Source organism: Terrabacter sp. 2RAF25, from assembly GCF_052115265.1.
Taxonomy (GTDB): Bacteria; Actinomycetota; Actinomycetes; order Actinomycetales; family Dermatophilaceae; genus Terrabacter.
This window is the reverse complement of the sequence record NZ_JBFRGJ010000002.1, coordinates 111,615-130,784: the sequence shown is the minus strand read 5'-3', so window position 1 is coordinate 130,784 and position 19,170 is coordinate 111,615. Positions and strand designations below refer to the sequence as shown.

Annotated in this window: 14 protein-coding genes; 11 read left to right on the top strand and 3 right to left on the bottom strand. The window is 71.5% G+C overall.

Annotation, left to right across the window (positions count from 1 at the left end; all coding sequences use genetic code 11):
• The first annotated feature begins 114 nt into the window (after positions 1–114).
• The 3 genes from AB4091_RS03850 to AB4091_RS03840 all read left to right on the top strand — a co-directional run bounded on the left by AB4091_RS03850 (position 115) and on the right by AB4091_RS03840 (position 2,902).
• Positions 115–876 carry a class I SAM-dependent methyltransferase gene (locus AB4091_RS03850; protein ID WP_442290409.1) on the top strand — a complete coding sequence of 254 codons (762 nt, stop codon included), beginning with the start codon at positions 115–117 and terminating at the stop codon, positions 874–876.
• A 140-nt stretch (positions 877–1,016) separates the two neighbouring features.
• On the top strand, positions 1,017–1,691 hold the full coding sequence (locus AB4091_RS03845; RefSeq protein WP_442290408.1) for a lysophospholipid acyltransferase family protein: 675 nt from the start codon (positions 1,017–1,019) through the stop codon (positions 1,689–1,691).
• A gap of 62 nt (positions 1,692–1,753) precedes the next feature.
• Complete coding sequence (locus AB4091_RS03840) at positions 1,754–2,902, top strand: HoxN/HupN/NixA family nickel/cobalt transporter (RefSeq protein WP_442290407.1); 1,149 nt, start codon at positions 1,754–1,756, stop codon at positions 2,900–2,902.
• Between the two features lie 33 nt (positions 2,903–2,935).
• Here the strand turns inward: AB4091_RS03840 and AB4091_RS03835 are convergent, their stop codons facing one another.
• Positions 2,936–4,186 carry an aminotransferase class I/II-fold pyridoxal phosphate-dependent enzyme gene (locus tag AB4091_RS03835; protein ID WP_442290406.1) on the bottom strand — a complete coding sequence of 417 codons (1,251 nt, stop codon included), beginning with the start codon at positions 4,184–4,186 and terminating at the stop codon, positions 2,936–2,938.
• 74 nt (positions 4,187–4,260) lie between these two features.
• Here AB4091_RS03835 and recR point away from each other — a divergent pair, with 74 nt between their 5' ends.
• From recR to AB4091_RS03815, 4 genes are all read left to right on the top strand, one after another.
• On the top strand, positions 4,261–4,860 hold the full coding sequence (recR, locus tag AB4091_RS03830) for a recombination mediator RecR (protein WP_442290405.1): 600 nt from the start codon (positions 4,261–4,263) through the stop codon (positions 4,858–4,860).
• A 104-nt stretch (positions 4,861–4,964) separates the two neighbouring features.
• A complete protein-coding gene (locus AB4091_RS03825; RefSeq protein WP_442290404.1) occupies positions 4,965–5,552 on the top strand; it encodes a DUF5063 domain-containing protein in 588 nt (195 codons plus the stop codon).
• Between the two features lie 139 nt (positions 5,553–5,691).
• Complete coding sequence (locus AB4091_RS03820; RefSeq protein ID WP_442290403.1) at positions 5,692–6,963, top strand: aspartate kinase; 1,272 nt, start codon at positions 5,692–5,694, stop codon at positions 6,961–6,963.
• A gap of 39 nt (positions 6,964–7,002) precedes the next feature.
• A complete protein-coding gene (locus tag AB4091_RS03815) occupies positions 7,003–8,115 on the top strand; it encodes a WD40/YVTN/BNR-like repeat-containing protein (protein WP_442290402.1) in 1,113 nt (370 codons plus the stop codon).
• A gap of 52 nt (positions 8,116–8,167) precedes the next feature.
• Here AB4091_RS03815 and AB4091_RS03810 read toward each other — a convergent pair whose 3' ends face one another.
• On the bottom strand, positions 8,168–8,425 hold the full coding sequence (locus AB4091_RS03810; RefSeq protein ID WP_442290401.1) for a hypothetical protein: 258 nt from the start codon (positions 8,423–8,425) through the stop codon (positions 8,168–8,170).
• 427 nt (positions 8,426–8,852) lie between these two features.
• Here AB4091_RS03810 and AB4091_RS03805 point away from each other — a divergent pair, with 427 nt between their 5' ends.
• A complete protein-coding gene (locus AB4091_RS03805; RefSeq protein ID WP_442290400.1) occupies positions 8,853–9,887 on the top strand; it encodes a DNA topoisomerase IB in 1,035 nt (344 codons plus the stop codon).
• A 118-nt stretch (positions 9,888–10,005) separates the two neighbouring features.
• Here AB4091_RS03805 and AB4091_RS03800 read toward each other — a convergent pair whose 3' ends face one another.
• On the bottom strand, positions 10,006–11,481 hold the full coding sequence (locus tag AB4091_RS03800) for an MDR family MFS transporter (RefSeq protein ID WP_442290399.1): 1,476 nt from the start codon (positions 11,479–11,481) through the stop codon (positions 10,006–10,008).
• Positions 11,482–11,847: 366 nt separating this feature from the next.
• Between AB4091_RS03800 and AB4091_RS03795 the strand changes: the two genes are divergently transcribed.
• The 3 genes from AB4091_RS03795 (at position 11,848) to AB4091_RS03785 (ending at position 19,099) form a co-directional block, all read left to right on the top strand.
• Positions 11,848–13,620: a copper resistance CopC/CopD family protein gene (locus AB4091_RS03795; RefSeq protein WP_442290398.1), complete on the top strand. Its 1,773-nt coding sequence runs from the start codon at positions 11,848–11,850 to the stop codon at positions 13,618–13,620.
• A 200-nt stretch (positions 13,621–13,820) separates the two neighbouring features.
• Positions 13,821–14,309 carry a hypothetical protein gene (locus AB4091_RS03790; RefSeq protein ID WP_442290397.1) on the top strand — a complete coding sequence of 163 codons (489 nt, stop codon included), beginning with the start codon at positions 13,821–13,823 and terminating at the stop codon, positions 14,307–14,309.
• Complete coding sequence (locus AB4091_RS03785) at positions 14,306–19,099, top strand: hypothetical protein (RefSeq protein WP_442290396.1); 4,794 nt, start codon at positions 14,306–14,308, stop codon at positions 19,097–19,099. Before AB4091_RS03790 ends, AB4091_RS03785 begins: the two co-directional genes overlap by 4 nt.
• Positions 19,100–19,170 lie beyond the last annotated feature (71 nt).

Genomic DNA, 19,170 nt, shown 5'->3' with positions numbered 1-19,170 from the left:
ACGGGTCCGTCGGCCTCGCTCCAGGGTTTGTGGCCGGCCCGCTGCGAGTGCCGACTGTCGTTGGGAGCATGGGGGATTCGGCAGTCGCACTGAGCTCTCCGGCGGTACTTTCGGATGGTGACCTTCGAGGTGGCAGCGGGCGCCTACAACCGCTTCATGGGGCGATACTCCGAGCCCCTCGCCGAGCAGTTCGCCGACTGGGCCGGAGTCGCCGCGCCCGGCCGTGCGCTCGACGTCGGCTGCGGCCCCGGGGCGCTGACCCGGGTGCTCGTGGAACGCCTCGGGCCGGACGGTGTCTCGGCCATCGACCCGTCTCAGCACTTCCTCGCCGCCCTGCGTCAGGCGTTTCCCACCCTCGACGTTCAGACGGGCACGGCCGAGCTGCTGCCCTATCCCGACGACCTCTTCGACCAGACCCTCGCCCAGCTCGTCGTCCACTTCCTCACCGACCCGGTCGGTGGCCTGCACGAGATGGGCCGGGTCACCCGTCCCGGTGGGACCGTCGCCGCCTGCGTGTGGGACCTCGGCGGTGGGGGCGGACCGCTCACGACGTTCTGGCAGGCGGCACGTGACCTCGACCCCGACGTCGTCGACGAGTCGCGCCTGCCGGGCGTCAACGAGGGCGAGCTGGCCCGGCTCTGTGACGAGGCGGGCCTCAACCAGATCGAGGAGACGACGCTGACCGTCACCGTCGAGCACGCCGGGTTCGAGGACTGGTGGGAGCCCTACACCCTGGGGGTGGGACCGACCGGGGCTCACGTGCAGTCCCTGGACGACACGGGTCGCGCTGCCCTGCGCGATCGCTGCCGCAAGCTGCTGCCCGAGGGGGCCTTCGCCGTGACCGCCAGCGCCTGGACGGTCCGCGCGTTGGCCTGAGGCCGGGCGCTCGAGCGCGGCCCACGGCATACGGCCGGGTGGTGCCGACGTCGGCACCACGCGTACCAAGGAGTGAACGTCACGGCGTCGGTGCGGACGCCCCGACCCCGCCACCGGACCGCGGCCCTAGGCTGTGGCCCATGTTCTACAGCCTCGGGCGCAACCTCCTGTACCCGCTGTCCCATGCGCTGTACCGCCCGACGATCGAGGGCAAGCAGAACATCCCCCGCGAGGGTGGCGTCATCGTCGCGAGCAACCACCTCTCGTTCATCGACTCGTTCGCGATCCCGCTGGCCTCGCCGCGACAGGTCCGGTTCCTCGCCAAGGAGGAGTACTGGACCGGCCCCGGTGTCGGGGGCCTGCTGCGCAAGGGCTTCTTCAGCGCGGTCGGCATGGTCCCCGTCAACCGGCACTCGCCGACGGCGGCGCAGGAGAGCCTCGACACCGCGCTCGAGGTGCTCAAGGCGGGCGACGCGTTCGGCATCTACCCGGAGGGCACGCGTTCGCGCGACGGCCGGCTCTACCGTGGGCGCACCGGGGTCGCCTGGCTCGCGCTCACGGCTCAGGTGCCGGTCGTCCCCGTCGGCCTGGTCGGCACGGAGAACATCCAGCCGGTGGGCGCCCGCTTCCCGAAGCTGGCGAAGGTGACGGTGCGGTTCGGGGAGCCGATCGGTGTCGAGGACTACGCCGGTATGCCGGCGGGCAAGGCGCGTCGCCTGCTGACCGACCGCGTCATGGAGGCCATCGCGGCGTTGAGCGGCCAAGAGCGCGTCGACGCCTACAACGAGGTGCCGGCGGGCGAGCCGTCCGCCTGACCGGATCGCGTCCGCGACGCAGCATCTTGCAGATGCGACTCAGTCGCATCTAGCGTGGGTCCGTGACTGCTCCCACCGCGACCTCGCCGACCGCCCCCTCCTCGCGGCCGACGAGGCTGGCGCGGCTGGCGGGGCTGGCGCAGCTCACGCGGGGAGAGCGACGCAGCCTCGCCGGCATGGCCGCCGTCGTCGCCCTGCTGCACGTGGTCGGGTGGGGACTGCTCGTGCTCGTCGTCGCGCCTGCGGAGTACCGCGTCGCCGGCCAGGTCTTCGGCATGGGGCTCGGCGTGACGGCATACACCCTCGGGATGCGCCACGCCTTCGACGCCGACCACATCGCCGCCATCGACAACACCACCCGCAAGCTCATGGGCGAGGGGAAGCGGCCGATGAGCGTCGGCTTCTGGTTCAGCCTCGGGCACAGCTCGGTCGTGTTCGTCATGGTGATGCTGCTGGCGCTCGGCATCCGCGCGCTCGCCGGGGCCATCGAGGACGACGGGTCGACGCTGCAGCAGGTCACCGGCGTCTGGGGCACCACCGTCTCCGGCGTCTTCCTCGTGCTCATCGGGCTCATCAACCTCGCAGCGCTCGTCGGAATCCTCAAGGTCTTCCGTCGCATGCGCGCCGGGCACTACGACGAGTCCGAGCTCGAGCGGCAGCTCGACAAGCGCGGCTTCCTCAACCGCGTCCTCGGCCGCGTCACCAGGACGGTGCGCAAGCCGTGGCACATGTATCCCGTGGGCCTCCTCTTCGGCCTCGGCTTCGACACGGTCACCGAGGTGGGGCTGCTCGTCATGGCCGGCGGCGCCGCGGCCGCCGACCTGCCCTGGTATGCCGTGCTCGTGATGCCCGTGCTCTTCGCGGCCGGGATGTCGCTGCTCGACAGCCTCGACGGGGCCTTCATGAACGTGGCCTACGGCTGGGCGTTCAGCCGCCCGGTGCGCAAGATCTACTACAACATCACCGTCACGTCGCTGTCGGTCGCAGTGGCCCTGGTCGTCGGCGTCATCGAGCTCGTCGGGCTGCTCGGCGAGAAGCTGGGAGTGACGAGCGGGCCGGTCGCGTGGATCGGGTCGGTCGACCTCGGCGACGTCGGCTTCTTCATCGTCGGGCTCTTCGTGGTCACGTGGCTCGTCGCGGTCGCCGTGTGGCGACTCGGCCGGGTCGAGCAGCGCTGGGAGAGCGCCCTCGCCGACGGCCCCACGAGCTGACCCCGCCCCGACAACTCCGCCGGGGCGGGGTTGTTACGGGATCTGGCCCGAATCCGCCTCGACAACTCCGCCGTGGCGTAGTTTGCGGGCGGCCTCGAAGGCGTCGCGCAGGTGGGGGATCGCCGCCTCGATCGTCTCCGCTGTCGCCGTGAGGCAGATCCGGAACCAGCCGGGTGTCTCGAACAGCGCACCCGGCATGACGAACACCCCGCGCCGCGACAGGTCAGCGACGAACGCCTCGTCGTCAGGGAGGGGTGAGCGCGGCCAGAGGTAGAAGGTCCCGTCGGGCACCGCGACCTCGTAGCCGATCTCGCGCATCGCCCCGACGAGCCGGTCGCGCTTCGCCTCGAGGGCGGCGACGTCGAGCGTGAGCTTCTCGAGCGCGGGCGTCGCGTGCTGCATGACGGCGTTCGGGAAGAGCCAGCCGGCGGCGATCTGCATCATGTCGACCGCCTCGAGCACCTCGTCGCGGCCCTCCAGACCGGGCGGCACTGCGATGTAGCCGAGCCGCTGCCCCGGCGCGAGCAGGGTCTTGCCGTACGAGTAGCAGACCAGCGTGTGCGGGTAGAACTCCGCAGGGCTGTGGAACTCGTTTCCGAAGAACACGATCCGGTTGTACGGCTCGTCCGAGACGATCCAGATGCGGTGCCCGAAGCGCGCCGACGCCTCGGCGAGCAGGCCGGCGAGTCCCAGCAGCAGCTCCGGTGGGTAGATGCGGCCCGTCGGGTTGTTGGGGGAGTTGACCACGACGATCCGGGTGCGCGGCGTGAGGGCCGACGCGATGCCCCCGAGGTCGAGGTCGAAGCTCGGCTCAGCGGCCCTCACCTTGACGGGCGCCAGCCCGGCCTCGAGCGCGAGCGGCTCGTAGAGGAACCACGGCGGCAGTGTGTAGACGACCTCGTCGCCGGGGTCGGCGAGCACCTTCATCGCTACGGTGATCGCGCCGAAACCACCGGTCGTCATCCGCAGGTCATCGCCAGTCCACCCGAGGCGCACGACGCGCTCGAGCGAGGCCGCAGCCGCGTCCTGGGCCGGTCGCTCGCTCTGCTTGTAGGCGAACCACAGCTCGTCCTCCGGCACCGCCGCCGACCGGAGCGCCTCGACGTACTCGGGCATCTGCATCTCGTGCGGGTCGCCGAAGGTGAGGTCGAGGACGCCCGGCTCGAGGCGACGCTCCGCATACCCGGAGTGCATGCGGAAGCCGAACATCATCCGGAACGGCACGGCGTCCTGGATCCGCTCGCTGCGCCGGGACACGACCCGGCCCGCCCGCTGCTCGGCCACGATGCCTCCTCCCTCGTCACGCTAGACCGGTGCGGCGGTCCGCAGCAGGGGTTTTCGAGGCTTAGGGTTGCCGTGTGTACGAAGGCGCGGTGCAGGACCTGATCGACGAGCTCGGACGACTCCCCGGGATCGGTCCCAAGAGCGCGCAGCGCATCGCCTTCCACCTGCTGCAGACCGACTCCGACGACGTCACGCGGCTCGTCACGGCGCTGACCGAGGTCAAGGCGAGGGTCCGCTTCTGCGAGCAGTGCGGCAACGTCGCCGAGGCCGAGCGGTGCCGCATCTGCGCCGACCCCCGCCGCGACCAGACCGCGATCTGCGTCGTCGAGGAGCCCAAGGACGTCGTCGCCATCGAGCGCACGCGCGAGTTCCGCGGCACCTACCACGTGCTCGGCGGCGCGATCAGCCCGATCGACGGCATCGGCCCCGACGACCTGCGCGTCCGCGAGCTGATGACCCGCCTGGCCTCGGGCGAGGTGCAGGAGGTCATCATCGCGACCGACCCCAACCTCGAGGGCGAGGCCACCGCCACCTACCTCTCACGACTGCTGCGTGACGTCGGCCTGACGGTCACCCGCCTCGCGTCCGGGCTCCCGGTCGGCGGCGACCTCGAGTACGCCGACGAGGTCACGCTCGGGCGGGCCTTCGAGGGCCGTCGCCGCGTCGACGCCTGAGCCGCGCGTCGTCCGACACGCACCCGAGGTCGTAGGCCGCCCGGCCGGGTCGAGGCCACGTCCCCGGGCGACCGGGCCCGACGGCATACGGCATGCTGGGACCCATGACTGACGACCAGGCGACCGAGGGCCGCAGCGACGAGGTCGACGACCTGTCGGGGCTCGCCGACCTGACTGCGGCCGAGGCCAGCGCCTTCCTCACCTCGGTGACCGAGGTGGCCTCGGGAAGTGCTCCCGACACGGCGCTGCCCATCCTCACGCTCGCGCTCTCCCAGATCCTCGTCGCGGGGGCCCGGCTCGGCGCGATCCAGGACGTCGTGCCGGAGCAGCGCTTCGAGCCCGACGCCACCGACGACGACGCCGACCCGCTGCGCACGGGCCTCGCGAACGTCTTTGCCGGCATCGACGACTACGTCTACGTCATCGACCCGATCACCTCGTCCGACCGCGCCGACGGCTCGGTCACCAACGACCTCGTCGACGTCGCGGTCGCCCTGACCCACGGCCTCAAGCACTACGCGGCCGGCGACAAGACCGAGGCGCTCTGGTGGTGGCAGTTCAGCTACCTGTCCGAGTGGGGCGACCGTGCCATGACCGCCTTGCGCGTCCTCCAGTCGATCCTTGCCCACCTGCGGCTCGACGCCGACGACGAGGCCGTGGGCGAGGCGGAGTTCGACGCGCTCCACCCGTAGCCCGCGCAAGAACGTGCGGCGTGGCGGACGGATCCACGCACATCTCACCATCGCGACGCCCCGGTGGACGCCGCGCGCGCGAGCCTAGACTCGGTCGCACCTCAGCAGTGTCCGTCCGCCGAGCAGATCGGGAGCCAGTGTGAGCATCGTCGTCCAGAAGTACGGCGGTTCGTCCGTGTCCGATGCCGAGGCCATCAAGCGCGTGGCCCGCCGCATCGTCGAGACGCAGCGCGCCGGCAACTCGGTGTGCGTCGTCGTCTCCGCCATGGGTGACACCACCGACGAGCTGATGGACCTCGCCGAGCAGGTGACGCCGGCGCCGCCCGCCCGCGAGCTCGACATGCTGCTCACCTCGGGAGAGCGCATCTCGATGGCCCTGGTGGCCATGGCGATCGCGCAGCTCGGCGCCGAGGCCCGCTCGTTCACCGGCAGCCAGGCCGGCGTCATCACCGACGACGCCCACGGCGCGGCCCGCATCATCGACGTGACGCCCGGTCGCATCCAGAGCGCCCTGGACGCCGGCCACATCGCGATCGTCGCCGGCTTCCAGGGCGTCAGCCAGACCACGAAGGACATCACCACCCTCGGCCGCGGCGGCTCGGACACCACCGCCGTCGCGCTCGCCGCGGCGCTCGACGCCGACGTCTGCGAGATCTACACCGACGTCGACGGCGTTTTCACCGCCGACCCGCGCGTGCTGCCCAGCGCCCGCAAGCTCGACGTCCTGTCGATGGAGGAGATGCTCGACCTCGCCGCCAACGGCAGCAAGATCCTGCACCTGCGCTGCGTCGAGTACGCCCGCCGCTACGGCATCCCGATCCACGTGCGCTCGTCGTGGTCGCAGAAGGCCGGCACCTGGATCAAGGACAACCCCTACGAAGGAGAAGGCGCTGTGGAAGCTCCGATCATCGCCGGCATCGCCCACGATCGCAGCGAGGCCAAGATCACCATCGTCGGGGTGCCCGACCGGGTCGGCATCGCTGCCAAGATCTTCGGCGCGATCGCCGAGGCCGGCATCAACATCGACATGATCGTGCAGAACGTGTCTGCGGCCGAGACGGCCAAGACCGACATCTCCTTCACGCTGCCCCAGGCCGACGGCGCGCGCGGCATGCAGGTGCTCCAGTCGATCAAGCACGAGGTCGACTACCAGGACCTGCGCCTCGACGACAAGATCGGCAAGATCGCGCTCGTCGGCGCCGGCATGAAGAGCCACCCGGGCGTCTCGGCCAAGTTCTTCGGAGCCCTCGCCGAGGCCGGCATCAACATCGAGATGATCTCGACGTCCGAGATCCGCGTCTCGGCCGTGACGCGTGCCGAGCAGCTCGACGACGCGGTCCGGGCGGTGCACACGGCGTTCGGGCTCGACTCCGCCGACGAGGCCATCGTCTACGGAGGCACCGGCCGCTGAACGCGCCGATTCGTCACGGCGGGTCTAGTTTCGCGAGGTATGAGAGCTCGCACCCGATCAGTCCTCAGACCAGTCCTCGCCGTCGCGGCCACCACCGCGCTCGTCACCTCCCTGAGCACGTATGCCGTCTCGTCGCCTCTGGGCGGCACCCAGCGTCCCCGTGGGGCGCAGGCGACGGCATATGGCTGGACGCTCACGCCGACCGGCACGACCGAGCGGTTCCGGGGCCTGGCGCCCGTCTCGCGTGACGTCGCCTGGGTCAGCGGCACCAACGGGACCGTGCTGCGCACCACCGACGGTGGCGCGACGTGGGCGAACGTCAGCCCGCAGGGGCTCGGCACCGGTGCCCTGCAGTTCCGTGACATCGAGGCGTTCGATGCCCGGCACGCGGTGATCCTCTCGATCGGGGAGGGCACGGACTCCCGGATCCTGCGCACCGACGACGGCGGCGCGACCTGGACCGAGACGTTCCGCAACACCGACCCGTTGGCGTTCTACGACTGCATGGCGTTCAGCTCACCGCGTCGCGGCCTGGCGGTGAGCGACCCCGTCGACGGGAGGTTCCGACTCGTCGAGACCTCTGACGGGGGCCGGTCGTGGTCGCCGGTCGACCCCGCCGGGATGCCCGCCGCGAAGGGCGCCGAGTTCGCCTTCGCGGCGTCCGGCACCTGCCTCACCACCGGCGTCGGAGGTCGCACCTACCTGGCGAGCGGCGGCGCCGACCCCGGCCGGGTCTTCACGTCGACCGACCACGGCCGCACCTGGGCCGTGGCAGACAGCCCTGTCGCGGGCGGCCCGTCGGCCGGCGTCTTCTCGGTGACCTTCCGCGACGCCCGCCGCGGCGTCGTCGTCGGCGGCGACTTCGCGACCCCGACGGGGGCGGTCGACAACGCTGCCTGGACCGACGACGGCGGCGCGACGTGGACGAAGTCGACGCTGAACCCGAGCGGTTACCGGTCCGGATCTGCCTGGGTCTCCGGCACGGCGCGGACCGTCCTCGCCGTCGGTCCCTCTGGCTCCGACGTGTCGACCGACGGCGGACGGTCGTGGACGACGTTCGACACCGGCAGCTTCGACTCCGTCGAGTGCACGAGCGACGGAGCGTGCTGGGCATCGGGTGAGCAGGGCCGAGTCGCCGTGCTCACCCGCTGAAGCCCGCTAGCCCAGCGCCCCCCGGGCGCTCGGCCTTCGATGTGTTCGGTGGTCACCCGTGGTCGTCGGCCGCATCGAAGGCGGCGGAGCCGCGGCCGAAAGTCCTCCGCAGCCACACCCTCAGGCCGCCGGGAGCCGCGTCGCTGTCAGCCCTCCTGCGACGGGTCAGCGACGGCAGGGGGTAGCCGTAGGCGGGCGGCGACGCCGGCTCGGGCGCATGAGCGCCGGGCGCGGGCACGGCATACGTGTGCGGCGTCTGGTCGTCGGGCACCCAGGGGTGCGGCTCGGCGGGCCCGTGCGTTTCGTTCATGTTCGTCCCATCTGCGGTCGGGGGCAGTCGCCCACCTCTCAGAGTGACGGATCACGCGCCTGATGCGGGGGTCGTGAAGATGAGGGTTCGGGCTCTGGGAGCGCGGGTATGGTCGAAGGAGCAAGACGTTCACACCGCTACTCGGGGCGATAGGTAACAACGACGTGACCCCTCACGAATCCCACCTGCAGAGCGACGGATCGGTCTTTCCACCGGTCACTCCCGACCCGCCGCAACCACCTGGCATGCCACAGATCGACGTGCCCGACATCGTGCCCGTCTCGACTCCGGACGGCCCTGACCACACCGCGTCCTCGGGTGAGACCACCGACGCGACCTCGGAGGTCGCCGGCGTGAGACCGGAGTAGCCCGCACCGGGTGATTGACGGGTGATTGAGCCGCGGCCGCCATCGGGTATCACCCCGGTGTGCGACTGCGACGGAGCGACATCGACAAGCCGGGCATCCGGCGCGTGCGGCGGGGCAACGGGTTCGGCTACGTCGACCCGGACGGGCGGGCCGTCGACCCTGACACGCGCGAGCGCGCCAAGGCGCTCGTCGTCCCACCGGCCTGGAAGGACGTCTGGATCAGCCCGTATCCCAACGGCCACATCCAGGCGGTCGGCACCGACGACGCCGGACGACGCCAGTACCTCTACCACGACAAGTGGCACGAGGCCCGCGGCCGTGAGAAGCACGACCGCGTGCTCACGCTCGCCCGCAAGCTGCCTGCCGCGCGCAAGCAGGTCGCGGCAGACCTGCGCACCAGCGGCCTGACCAAGAAGCGCGTCACGGCTGCAGGTCTGCGGATGCTCGACGCCGGACTGTTCCGCAGTGGAGGCGACGAGTACGAGGCCGAGCACGGCTCGCACGGCGTCGCCACCCTGCTGCGTTCGCACGTCGTCGTCAGCGGCGAGGACGTGACGTTCGAGTTCCCGGCGAAGTCCGGGGTCACGCGCGAGGCGGTCCTGAGCGACCAGCTGTTGTCACGAATCGTTTTGTCGCTCAAACGAAGTGGCTACCCGGGCGAACGGTTGCTCGTCTACCGAAACACGAGCGGCTGGCACGAGCTGAGCTCGACCGACCTCAACGTGGCATTCAAGGAGCTGGTCGGCGACGAGTACACCGTCAAGGACCTCCGCACCTGGGCGGCCACCGTCACGGCGGCCGTCGCGTTGGCCCGCAACGGCCCGGCGGAGTCGGAGCGCGACCAGAAGCGCGCGGAGAAGGACGCGATGAAGGTCGTGTCGGAGCACCTCGGCAACACACCGGCCGTGGCACGGCGGTCGTACGTCGATCCGCGCGTCCTCGACGAGTTCGCAGTCGGTCGCACCGTCGCACCGAGCCTCTCGCGCCTGTCCAAGGCCGACCGCGCCCGCCTCGAGCTCGGCGAACTGGTCCGGGTGCGGGACCGTGACGCCCTCGAGCGTGCCGTGATGCGCCTCGTCAAGGGTGCCGCCTGAGCGACCGCTGAGTCCGCTCGGTCGGACGGACCGCCACGAGAGGGCGTATGCCGCCTGGCTGAGCGTGGACCGTGCGGTGGTGGCGGTCGGTCGGTCGCGCGCATGCGGCCCCCGCCGGTCAGGCGGTCGAGGGCTCGGTCGAGGGCTCGGTCTCGGGCAGCTCGGGGTTGCGGTCAGGCGCGGCCCGCTCGACGTCCTCGGCCCGCGTGTGCGGCATCAGGAGGCCCGCCACGATGCTCACGGCCGCCGCGACGAGCACCGCCAGGAAGACGGCGCTCGAGCCGGCCCGGATCGCCGGGGCCGAGACGTCGCCGCCGTGGGCAGCGATGACGGCGTTGGCGATGGCCCCGAAGATCGCCACCCCGACCGCGCTGCCGACCGACCGCATGAACATGTTGGTGCCCGTGACGACGGCCCGCTCGTGCCACGCGACCGAGGCCTGCGCGGCGACGAGGGTCGGGGTGGCCACGAAGCCGAGCCCCAGGCCCACGACGAAGCAGGCTGCGGCCGCGGTCCACGGGCTCGGGGAGGACGAGGCGACCCAGAGGGCGAGCGAGCCGATGGTGGCGAGTGACAGACCCATGAGGGCGGTGGGTCGGAAGCCGATGCGCAGGTAGAGGCGGCCCGACTGCGAGGCCGAGATCGGCCAGCCGACCGTGAGCGCGGCGACGGCGAGACCGGCCACGATGGGGGTGGCCCCGGTCGTGCGCTCGAGGAAGGTCGGCACGTACGACGTCAGCCCTACGAGCACGGCACCGATGCCCACCGAGATGAGGCAGGTCGCGACGATGAGCCGCCGCGTGAAGACCTCGAAGGGCAGCACCGGCTCGGCGGCCCGGCGTTCGATCGCGACGAAGACGGCGAGCAGCACCGCCCCGGCCCCGAACGCGGCGATGCTCTGCCACGAGCTCCACGCCCAGGCCTGGCCGCCCTCGAGGACGGCGAGGATCAGCAGGGTCAACGACACCGTCAGGACGGCGGACCCGGCGTAGTCGATGCGGTGCGTGCGCCGCTCGAGCGACTCGGAGTAGCTGCGCCACAGCATCGCGGCGGCAAGCAGGCAGAGCGGGATGTTGACGAAGAAGATCCAGCGCCACGAGACGAACTGCGAGAACACCCCGCCGAGGGTCGGCCCGACGACGGACGAGGTCGCCCACACGCTCGCGAGGTAGCCCTGCGCCTTGGCGCGCTCGGCCACGGTGTAGATGTCACCGGCGATGGTCACCGTCACCGGCAGCACTGCTCCTGCGCCGAGGCCCTGCACCGCGCGCATGACGATGAGCGAGGTCATGTCCCAGGCGAAGCCGCACATCACCGAGCCGACGAGGAAGACGCCGACCCCGAAGAGGATGACCGGTTTGCGTCCGACGGTGTCGGCGAGCTTCGAGTAGACCGGCACCGACACCGCCTGCGCGAGCAGGTAGACCGAGAAGAGCCACGGGAACTGGCCCATACCTCCGAGGTCGTCGACGATGGACGGGACGGCGGTCGCGAGGATCGTCGAGTCGAGCGCGATGAGCGACGTCGACAGCATGAGGGCGATGAGCACGGGGCCGCGGTCCGAACGGAACCCGACGGTTGACGAGGTCGACATGGTCCTCCAGGTGGCTGCAGGGCGACATTCTGTGACAACACCGTCGGCCGTGGATCATTCCCCGCCGGTCTCACACGACGCGGCGTGCCAGCGGGGGTCCGGGTGAGCAGCAGGCCGAGCGCGAAGGACACGGCGACCCCGGCGATCCACGCCGGCGCGTGGGAGCCCTGCTGGCCGCGAGCCGGCGACTGTGGTGCGCGAGTCGGGCCGGCGCGCCCTCCCTCCGCCGAGGAGGCCCCGATCTCGGTGATCCCTCGGCAGCCGGCACCCTGCCGTGCGAGTCTCGTCGTGACGACTCGAGGCGTCGGCTGTGGGGTGGCACGAAGGGCAGGTCGGACGTTGCGGTCTTCACCTTGGGCGGTACGCGTGGTGGGGTCCTGGCTGCTCCTCGTCCTCGTCGTCGTGGGGGGCGCCGGTCGAGCCGCCGCGCACGCACAGCTCGAGCGGAGCGACCCCAGCCCCGGCAAGGTCCTCGCCGTCCCACCAGCCGCAGTGGCCCTGACCTTCGGAGAGGCCGTCGACCCTTCATCCAGCTCGATCACGGTCTTCGACGACCACCTGCGCAGGATCACGGTGGGAGCCGTCAGCGCCGTGGGCACGGACGGGACCACGGTGGCCGTGCCCCTGCCCGCAGGGCTCGCGCGGGGGACCTACACGGTCGCGTGGAGCGTCAGCTCTGCCGACACCCACCCCGTGACGGGCTCGTTCCGCTTCTCGGTCGGAGCGCCGAGCACGGTCACGGCCGAGCTCCCGGACCGGCTGAACGACGTGGCCGGCGTCCTGCTGGGCGTCGCGCGCGACCTCGGCTTCGTCGGCCTGGCGCTCGCCCCCGGTCTGCTGCTCGCCGTGCTGGTGCTCTGGCCCGCGGGCGTGCAGGACCGGCGCACCAGGCGACTGCTGTGGACGGGGCTCGGACTCCTGGTGCTCAGCACGCTCGGTGGCCGACTGCTCCAAGGGGCCTGGGCCAGCGGGGCGTCGCTGAGCTCGATCTGGTCGTCGCCCTCGGCCCTCGACTCCCACTCGCGCCGCTTCGACCAGCTGATGGGACTGCGCTTCTATCTCGTCGTCGGCTTCGCAGTCGTGCTCGCGTGGGCCCTCGTGCTGACCGTGCCGGCTGCCGTGCCCGCCCACGACTCGGGGCGTCGCCGCCCCGCGACCGCCACGGTCGCGCGACGGCGCCGCGCGTCACCCGCGCTCCTGGCCGCCGCTGCGGTCCTCAGCGTCGGGCTCCTGGCCACGTGGGCGCTGGCCGGCCATGCGGCGATCGGCGACCTCGTGCCGCTCGCGGTCGTCGCCACCGTCGCGCACCTGCTGGCGATGTGCCTGTGGCTCGGGGGTCTCGTCCTGGTCGCGGTGTCCCTGACGGCCTCGGGTCGCGCCGCCGACCTCGCGGCCGTCCTCCCGCACTTCTCACGTCTCGCGTTCGGCTGTGTCGGTGTCATGGTCGGCACCGGCGCATACCTCGCGTGGCGCGAGGTCGCCTCCCTGGACGCACTGACCGGCACGGAGTACGGGTGGACCCTCCTCGCCAAGGTCGCCGGTGTCGCCGCGCTCGTGCTGCTCGGCAACCTCGGGCGACTCTGGGTGCGCCGTCACGTGACCAGCCCGGCGATGCCGGGCCATTCGCGCCCCGCCGCGGGGGTGGCCGACGCCCGTCGGCGTCCCGGCCGCGAGCAGGGCCCCCTCGACGAGAGCGCGGTCGGGCGGCTGCGTCGGGGAGTCGTCGGTGAGGTGGCGGTGGGGTTCGCCGTCCTGGCCCTCACGTCCGCACTCGTCGTCCTCGTGCCTGCGCGCCAGGACTACGTCGAGCCCTTCCATGCCACCGTGACGACGTCGTCGATGCGGATCGACCTCGACGTGCCGAACCCGCGCGCCGGTGACATCGTCATCGAGGTGCGGGTCCACCGTCCGGACGGCGCCCGGCTGCCCCTGACGTCGCTGCGCGCCACCATCGCCAGCACGACACCCGGCGGGCCGCGCCTCCCCCTCGAACCGGCCGGCTCCGGCGGCGCGTCAGCCACCGGTGAGACCTCGCTCAGGGGCTCGGTCCCGACCCGCGGCACGTGGACGCTGCAGCTGACCGTGCAGACCGGTGCCGCGCTTGCCACGTCGTTCTCTCAGGCGGTTCCCATCTCCTGACGGGGCGGGCAGGAGGAGGGGCCCTGAAGTCAGGTCAGCCTACCCTTCCAGAGCGATTCAGGACGAATCACATCGAAGCCGCCTAGACCGCGAATCGCTTGTGTCACAAGCCAATCCGTCTTCTCTGGTTCGCCCTCCCGGCGCATCAGAAGCGCCCTACCATCGCAACAGACGACTGGGGGGTCATCTGAGGAGGGGCGATGCGGAGCGACGTCATCGTTCGCGACCGTACGCGGTTGCGCTGGCTTGCCGTGGTGCCGATGCCACTCGTCGTGGCCGGGCTGGTGCTGGTCGGTCACGTCCTGCCGCAGCCGGACTCCGGGAGCTCCGCGCGCCTTTCCTTCGGCCCTGTCTCCGCACAGGTGGTGGCCCTGCCGATGCCGCCCGCGAGCCAGATGATGATGCCGATGGCCGAGAGCGGTGACCACGGCGACGAGCTCCAGGTCGTGCTCCGGATCGGCAACGACACCGATGCCCCGGTCACGGTGCCCTTCGCGAGGGTCCACCTCGAGGGTGCGGACGGGGCCGCCGTCGCGCCGTCGCAGGGCCTCCAGGGTGACCTGCTGCTGCGCCCGCACGCGACCGCGGAGGAACGGCTGCACTTCACCGACCCGGCGTCTGCGACGGTCCGGGTCGTCGTGCCGGACGGGTCCGACGACCGGGTCCTGACCGTGGCGGTGTCGCGATGACTCGGGAAGGCGGGGGGACGGCCCGAGCATCGCGCGTCCGGCTCTCGCGCAGCCTGCTCGTCGGGCTGGTCGTCTCCGCATGGCTGGCCGGCACGGGACGGGACCTCGCCCCGGCACCCGTGGGCGAGCTGTCCAGCTTCCTCGTGGTGGCTGTGCTGCTCGGTGCTTCGGGCCAGCACGTCGCCGACCGGCTGCTCGATGCGGCGGGAGCCCGTGCGGGGATCGGTCGGTGGCTGCAGCGTTCGACTGCGATGACGCTGGCGGTCGTCGCCGCATACCTGCTCAACCATCCGTTCGCCCAGGCACTGTGGGGGTCCGGGGCGCCGGGCTCCGTCGCCGACGCGGTCAGGACGGCGTCGAGCCTCGCCCCCGTCGCGCTCGTCGTGGCCGCGACGGCGCACCTGGTCCTCGACGGTCTCTCCGCGGCGCGACGACGTCCGGCACGGGGGCGTGGCCCCGTGACCGCGGCCGTCGTGGCCCTCGTGTGCGTGCCGGCGGTCCTCGCCACGACCTCCCCGGCGCTGGCCGCGACGGCGCAGACGCTGACGCCGGTCGCGGCCCCACTGGCGGGTGGGACGGACATCTGCCCCACGGGCGCGCGCACGATCACGTACGAGCTCGGGGCCATGGCGCTCAACATCCCGCTCAACGGGTGGGGCGACCACCTGCCCGAGGGAATGCTCTACGCACTGCGCGGCGCGGACGCCCGGGTCGGGGAGGCTCAGCTGCGCGCCAACCCGCAGCTCGCCGAGCCCATCGTCATCCGGGCCGCCGTCGGCGACTGCATCAAGGTCGTCCTGCACAACGACCTGCCCACGGCCTTCCCGCCCGAACCCGAGCCGACCGTCCCCAAGCCCGGGGACGCGGGCGCGGCAGGCGCGCACGGGGCGCCTGCCGTCCCCCCGGCGCGGGTCGGCATCCACCCGGACGGGCTCGTCCAGTTCGACCCGACGACCTCGGACGGCGCGCGCATCGGTCGCAACCCCGACACGACCGTCGGTCGCGGCGAGGAGCGGACGTACACCTGGTACGCGGACCACGAGGGGCAGGCTCCCCTCGTCGACGTCGCCAACATCGACAGCACGGGCAACGACGGGAACGCCGTGCAGCACGGGCTCTTCGGCGCCGTCATCGTGCACCCGGCCGGGTCGAGCTGGCACAACCAGGTGACGGGCAAGGACATGCTCGACCCGACGACCGGTCGCGCGCTCGAGACCCACGTCAACGCCGACGTGCACGTCCCCGGCGGCACCAGCTTCCGCAGCTTCGCCGCGATCATCATGGACGAGATCGAGGGCGTGAAGGACGGCACGCACAACAACCCGACGGCGCCGGACTCGGGCCTGGCCGACTCGACGTTCGGCATCAACTACCGCTCCGAGCCGCTGCGCAACCGGCTCCGCGCCATCCTCGAGCACCGCGGCACGAAGACCGTCGAGAACCCGAAGGGCGTCGCGAGCTCGATCACGCTTCCCAACGGCACGACGTACGCGCCTGGCGACCACTTCTGCGACGGCTGGGTGCCGGAGCTGGGCAAGGTGGTGGCCGACCCGGGCGCGAAGTGCATGAGCGAGGAGTCGCACCTGCAGTCCTGGGTCTTCGGCGACGAGGGCAAGCTGGTGCACCGTGACGCGAGCGGCGCGCTGGTGACCGACACCGACGTCATGATCGCCAAGGCGTACCGGGGCGACCCCATCCACTTCCACCTCGTGCACCCCGGTGCCAAGGAGACGCATCCCTGGCACCAGCACACGCAGCGCTGGTTCGCCGATCCGCGCAACCCGAACTCGCCGCGCAAGGACGTGCAGAGCATCGGCCCCGGAGAGGCCTACGAGTTCGACATCGAGGGCGGTGCCGGAGGGTTGCAGGGCGCCATCGGTGACTCGATCTTCCACTGCCACCTCTATCCGCACTTCGCGCAGGGCTTCTGGGGGCACGAGCGCATCTTCGACCGACTCCGCGACGGCACCCAGCGCTACCCTGACGGCACACTCCTCGAGGCGCTGCAGCAGCTGCCCGACCGCATCGGCAGGACCCCGGCCGCGGACGCGGCACACCCGGGCTTCCCGCTCTTCGTCAAGGGCGCCGTGGGCCAGCGCGCCTACCGGATCCCGTATGCCGTCGTGCGCGACCCGTTCTCCGCGATCCGTCGACCCGGGGACACGGTGCGCGAGCCGACCGCGCTGGAGGCGGCCAACCTGCCGGCGCTCGCCAAGGACAAGCCGGGCGCGGGCGCCATAGACCCGTGCCCCGCCGACGCGCCGGTCCGGGTGTACCGGCCGCACGCCACCGACCTGCCCATCACGTACAACTCGGCGGGCTGGACCGACCGCCAGGGGCGCATCTACATCGAGGAGTCGCACCAGAAGGACGTGCTCGCCGGTCGAGAGCCACCGCAGCCGTACACGATCCGCTCCCGGCAGGGTGACTGCGTCCAGCTCTACCTGACGAACGACCTCAACCTCGACGAGGACCCCTCGGTGCCCATCGACCACCTCAACCGCAACGACGGCGTCTACCAGAGCGAGACGACCACGAGCGAGGTCTCGGCGCACGTGCACCTCGTCAGGTTCGACGAGCTCGGCTCCGACGGGACGTCGGTCGGCTGGAACTACGTGCAGGCCGCGATGCCCGGACAGACGTACGGGTACCGGTGGTTCGTCGACCAACCGCTCCGCACGGTCTTCTTCCACGACCACCAGTACGCCAACCTGCACCAGCAGAAGGGCCTCTTCTCGGCGATGAACGTCGAGCCCGTCGACGCGACGTGGACCGACCCCGCGACCGGGCAGCCGACCGACGGCACAGGGCCGATGGCCGACATCCGGTCCTCACTCGGCCCCAGCTTCCGGGAGTTCACGCTCTTCTACTCCGACCGCGTGCCGATGTGGAAGGACGGCGGCTACGGCAACGCCATCGCACCCCCGCCTCACGTGAACGACTACGGCGCGGACCAGGGCGGCTACGCGATCAACTACCGCAACGCACCTCTGGCGACCCGCATCACGCCGGGGGCGGCAGGTCCGGCGGGCGACCCGGCATACGTCTACTCGTCGGTCGTGCACGGCGACCCGTCGACGCCGGTCCTGCGCGCGTACACCGGCGACCCCGTCGTGATCCGGCAGGTGACCGGTGCGCACGAGGAGGTGCACAGCTTCACCCTGCACGGTCACCGTTGGCTCAACGAGCCGGACAACCCGCTGAGCACGATGACAGACATCCAGGGGGCGGCCCTCGCCGAGTACTTCAACTTCGAGCTGGTCTCGGGGTCCGGGTCGAGCCGGCCGAAGAAGGGGAACAAGACGGCCAAGGAGAAGCTCGACCACGCCCGAGTCGGCAGCGACAACGGCGGACCGTCCCTCCTGAGCGGCGGGGCGGGCCAGCCCGGCGACTACCTCTACGGCTCGACCGCGCTGGACGACCAGTGGCTGGGGATGTGGGGGATCTTCCGCACGGCCGACAAGCTGCTGCCCGATCTCGCCCCGCTGCCGGACCGACCGGCGCCCGCAATCGGAAACCCTTGGACCGCAGTGCAGCCCGGGACCACGCTTCAGAGAGCGCCGGCTGCGGCAGCGTGTCCCAAGGGTGGGGCCGCACGATCCTACGACGTCGTCGCCATGGACCACCCGATCGTCTACAACGGCAACACGGGCGACAACGACCCGGACGGCCTGCTCTATGTGCTCGCCTCTGACGAGGCTGCCGTGCGCGCAGGGACGCTCGCGCCGACGCCACTGGTCCTGCGGGCGACGTCGGGAGACTGCATCAGCGTGCGGTTGACCAACCACCTGCCGGCAACGGGCCCTCCGCAGCACGGCGGCGACGTGCCTCCTCCTGCGGCCGAGGTCTTCCCCCGGGGGAACCGGGTGTCCCTGCACGCAGGGCTCGTCGACACGCCGATCGTCCAGGGTGACGGAGCTGCAGTCGGCTACAACTACGACTCGACCGTCGGGCCGGGGGAGAGCACGACGATGACCTGGCAGGTCCCGACCGACGTCGGAACCGCGTCGATTCCCCTCGTCGACTTCGGTGACCGGGTCGGCAACCGGCATCACGGCCTCTTCGGTGCGCTGCTCATCGAGCCGGCGGGCGCGACGTGGCTCGACCCTGCAACCGGGGCCACCGCAACCGGGCTGCAGGCCGAGGTCCGTTGGACGGAGAAAAAGACGTCTTATGCCGCAAGGGAGTTCGTGGCCATGTGGCAGGACGGCCTCACCCTGCGTGACCGCGCGGGGACGATCGTGCCGCCGGCCCTGCCACCGGGCCACACGGCGCTCGACCTCGATCCGTACGAACGAGGCAACCGCGGGATCAACTACCGCACAGAGCGACTCGGCCCCCGGCTGGCGCAGGGTGGCGACCCGGCATACGCGATGAGCTCGGCACTGCACGGTGACCCGGCGACCGGCGTGTTCCGGGCCTACCCGGGCGACCCCGTCTGGCTCCGCGTGCTCCAGGGCGCCGACCGCGGACGCGCTCACACGGTCGTCGTGTCGGGCCACGGCTGGCACTACCAGGCCAAGGACCCGCAGAGCACGATCCGCAGTGCGGCGGGGATGCTGCTCCCCGAGACGGGCTGGATCTTCGACCTCGTCGGCGGCGCGGGCGGCCCCAGCCACACGCCCGGCGACTACCTCGTGCGTGACGGGCTGATGCTCAACCAGGTGAATGCGGGGCTCTGGTTCGTCATGCGCGTCGAGGGCACTCCGCAGCCGGACCTCCGGCCGCTCGGTGCTGCCCTCCCCACCAGCAAGGGCCCGACCTGCCCCACGCCCGGCGCCACCTGCTGACACCGAGCAGGACCGAACCAGGAGAGCACCATGAACCGCACACCGTGGTCACGCCGAAGCCCTGACGGCTC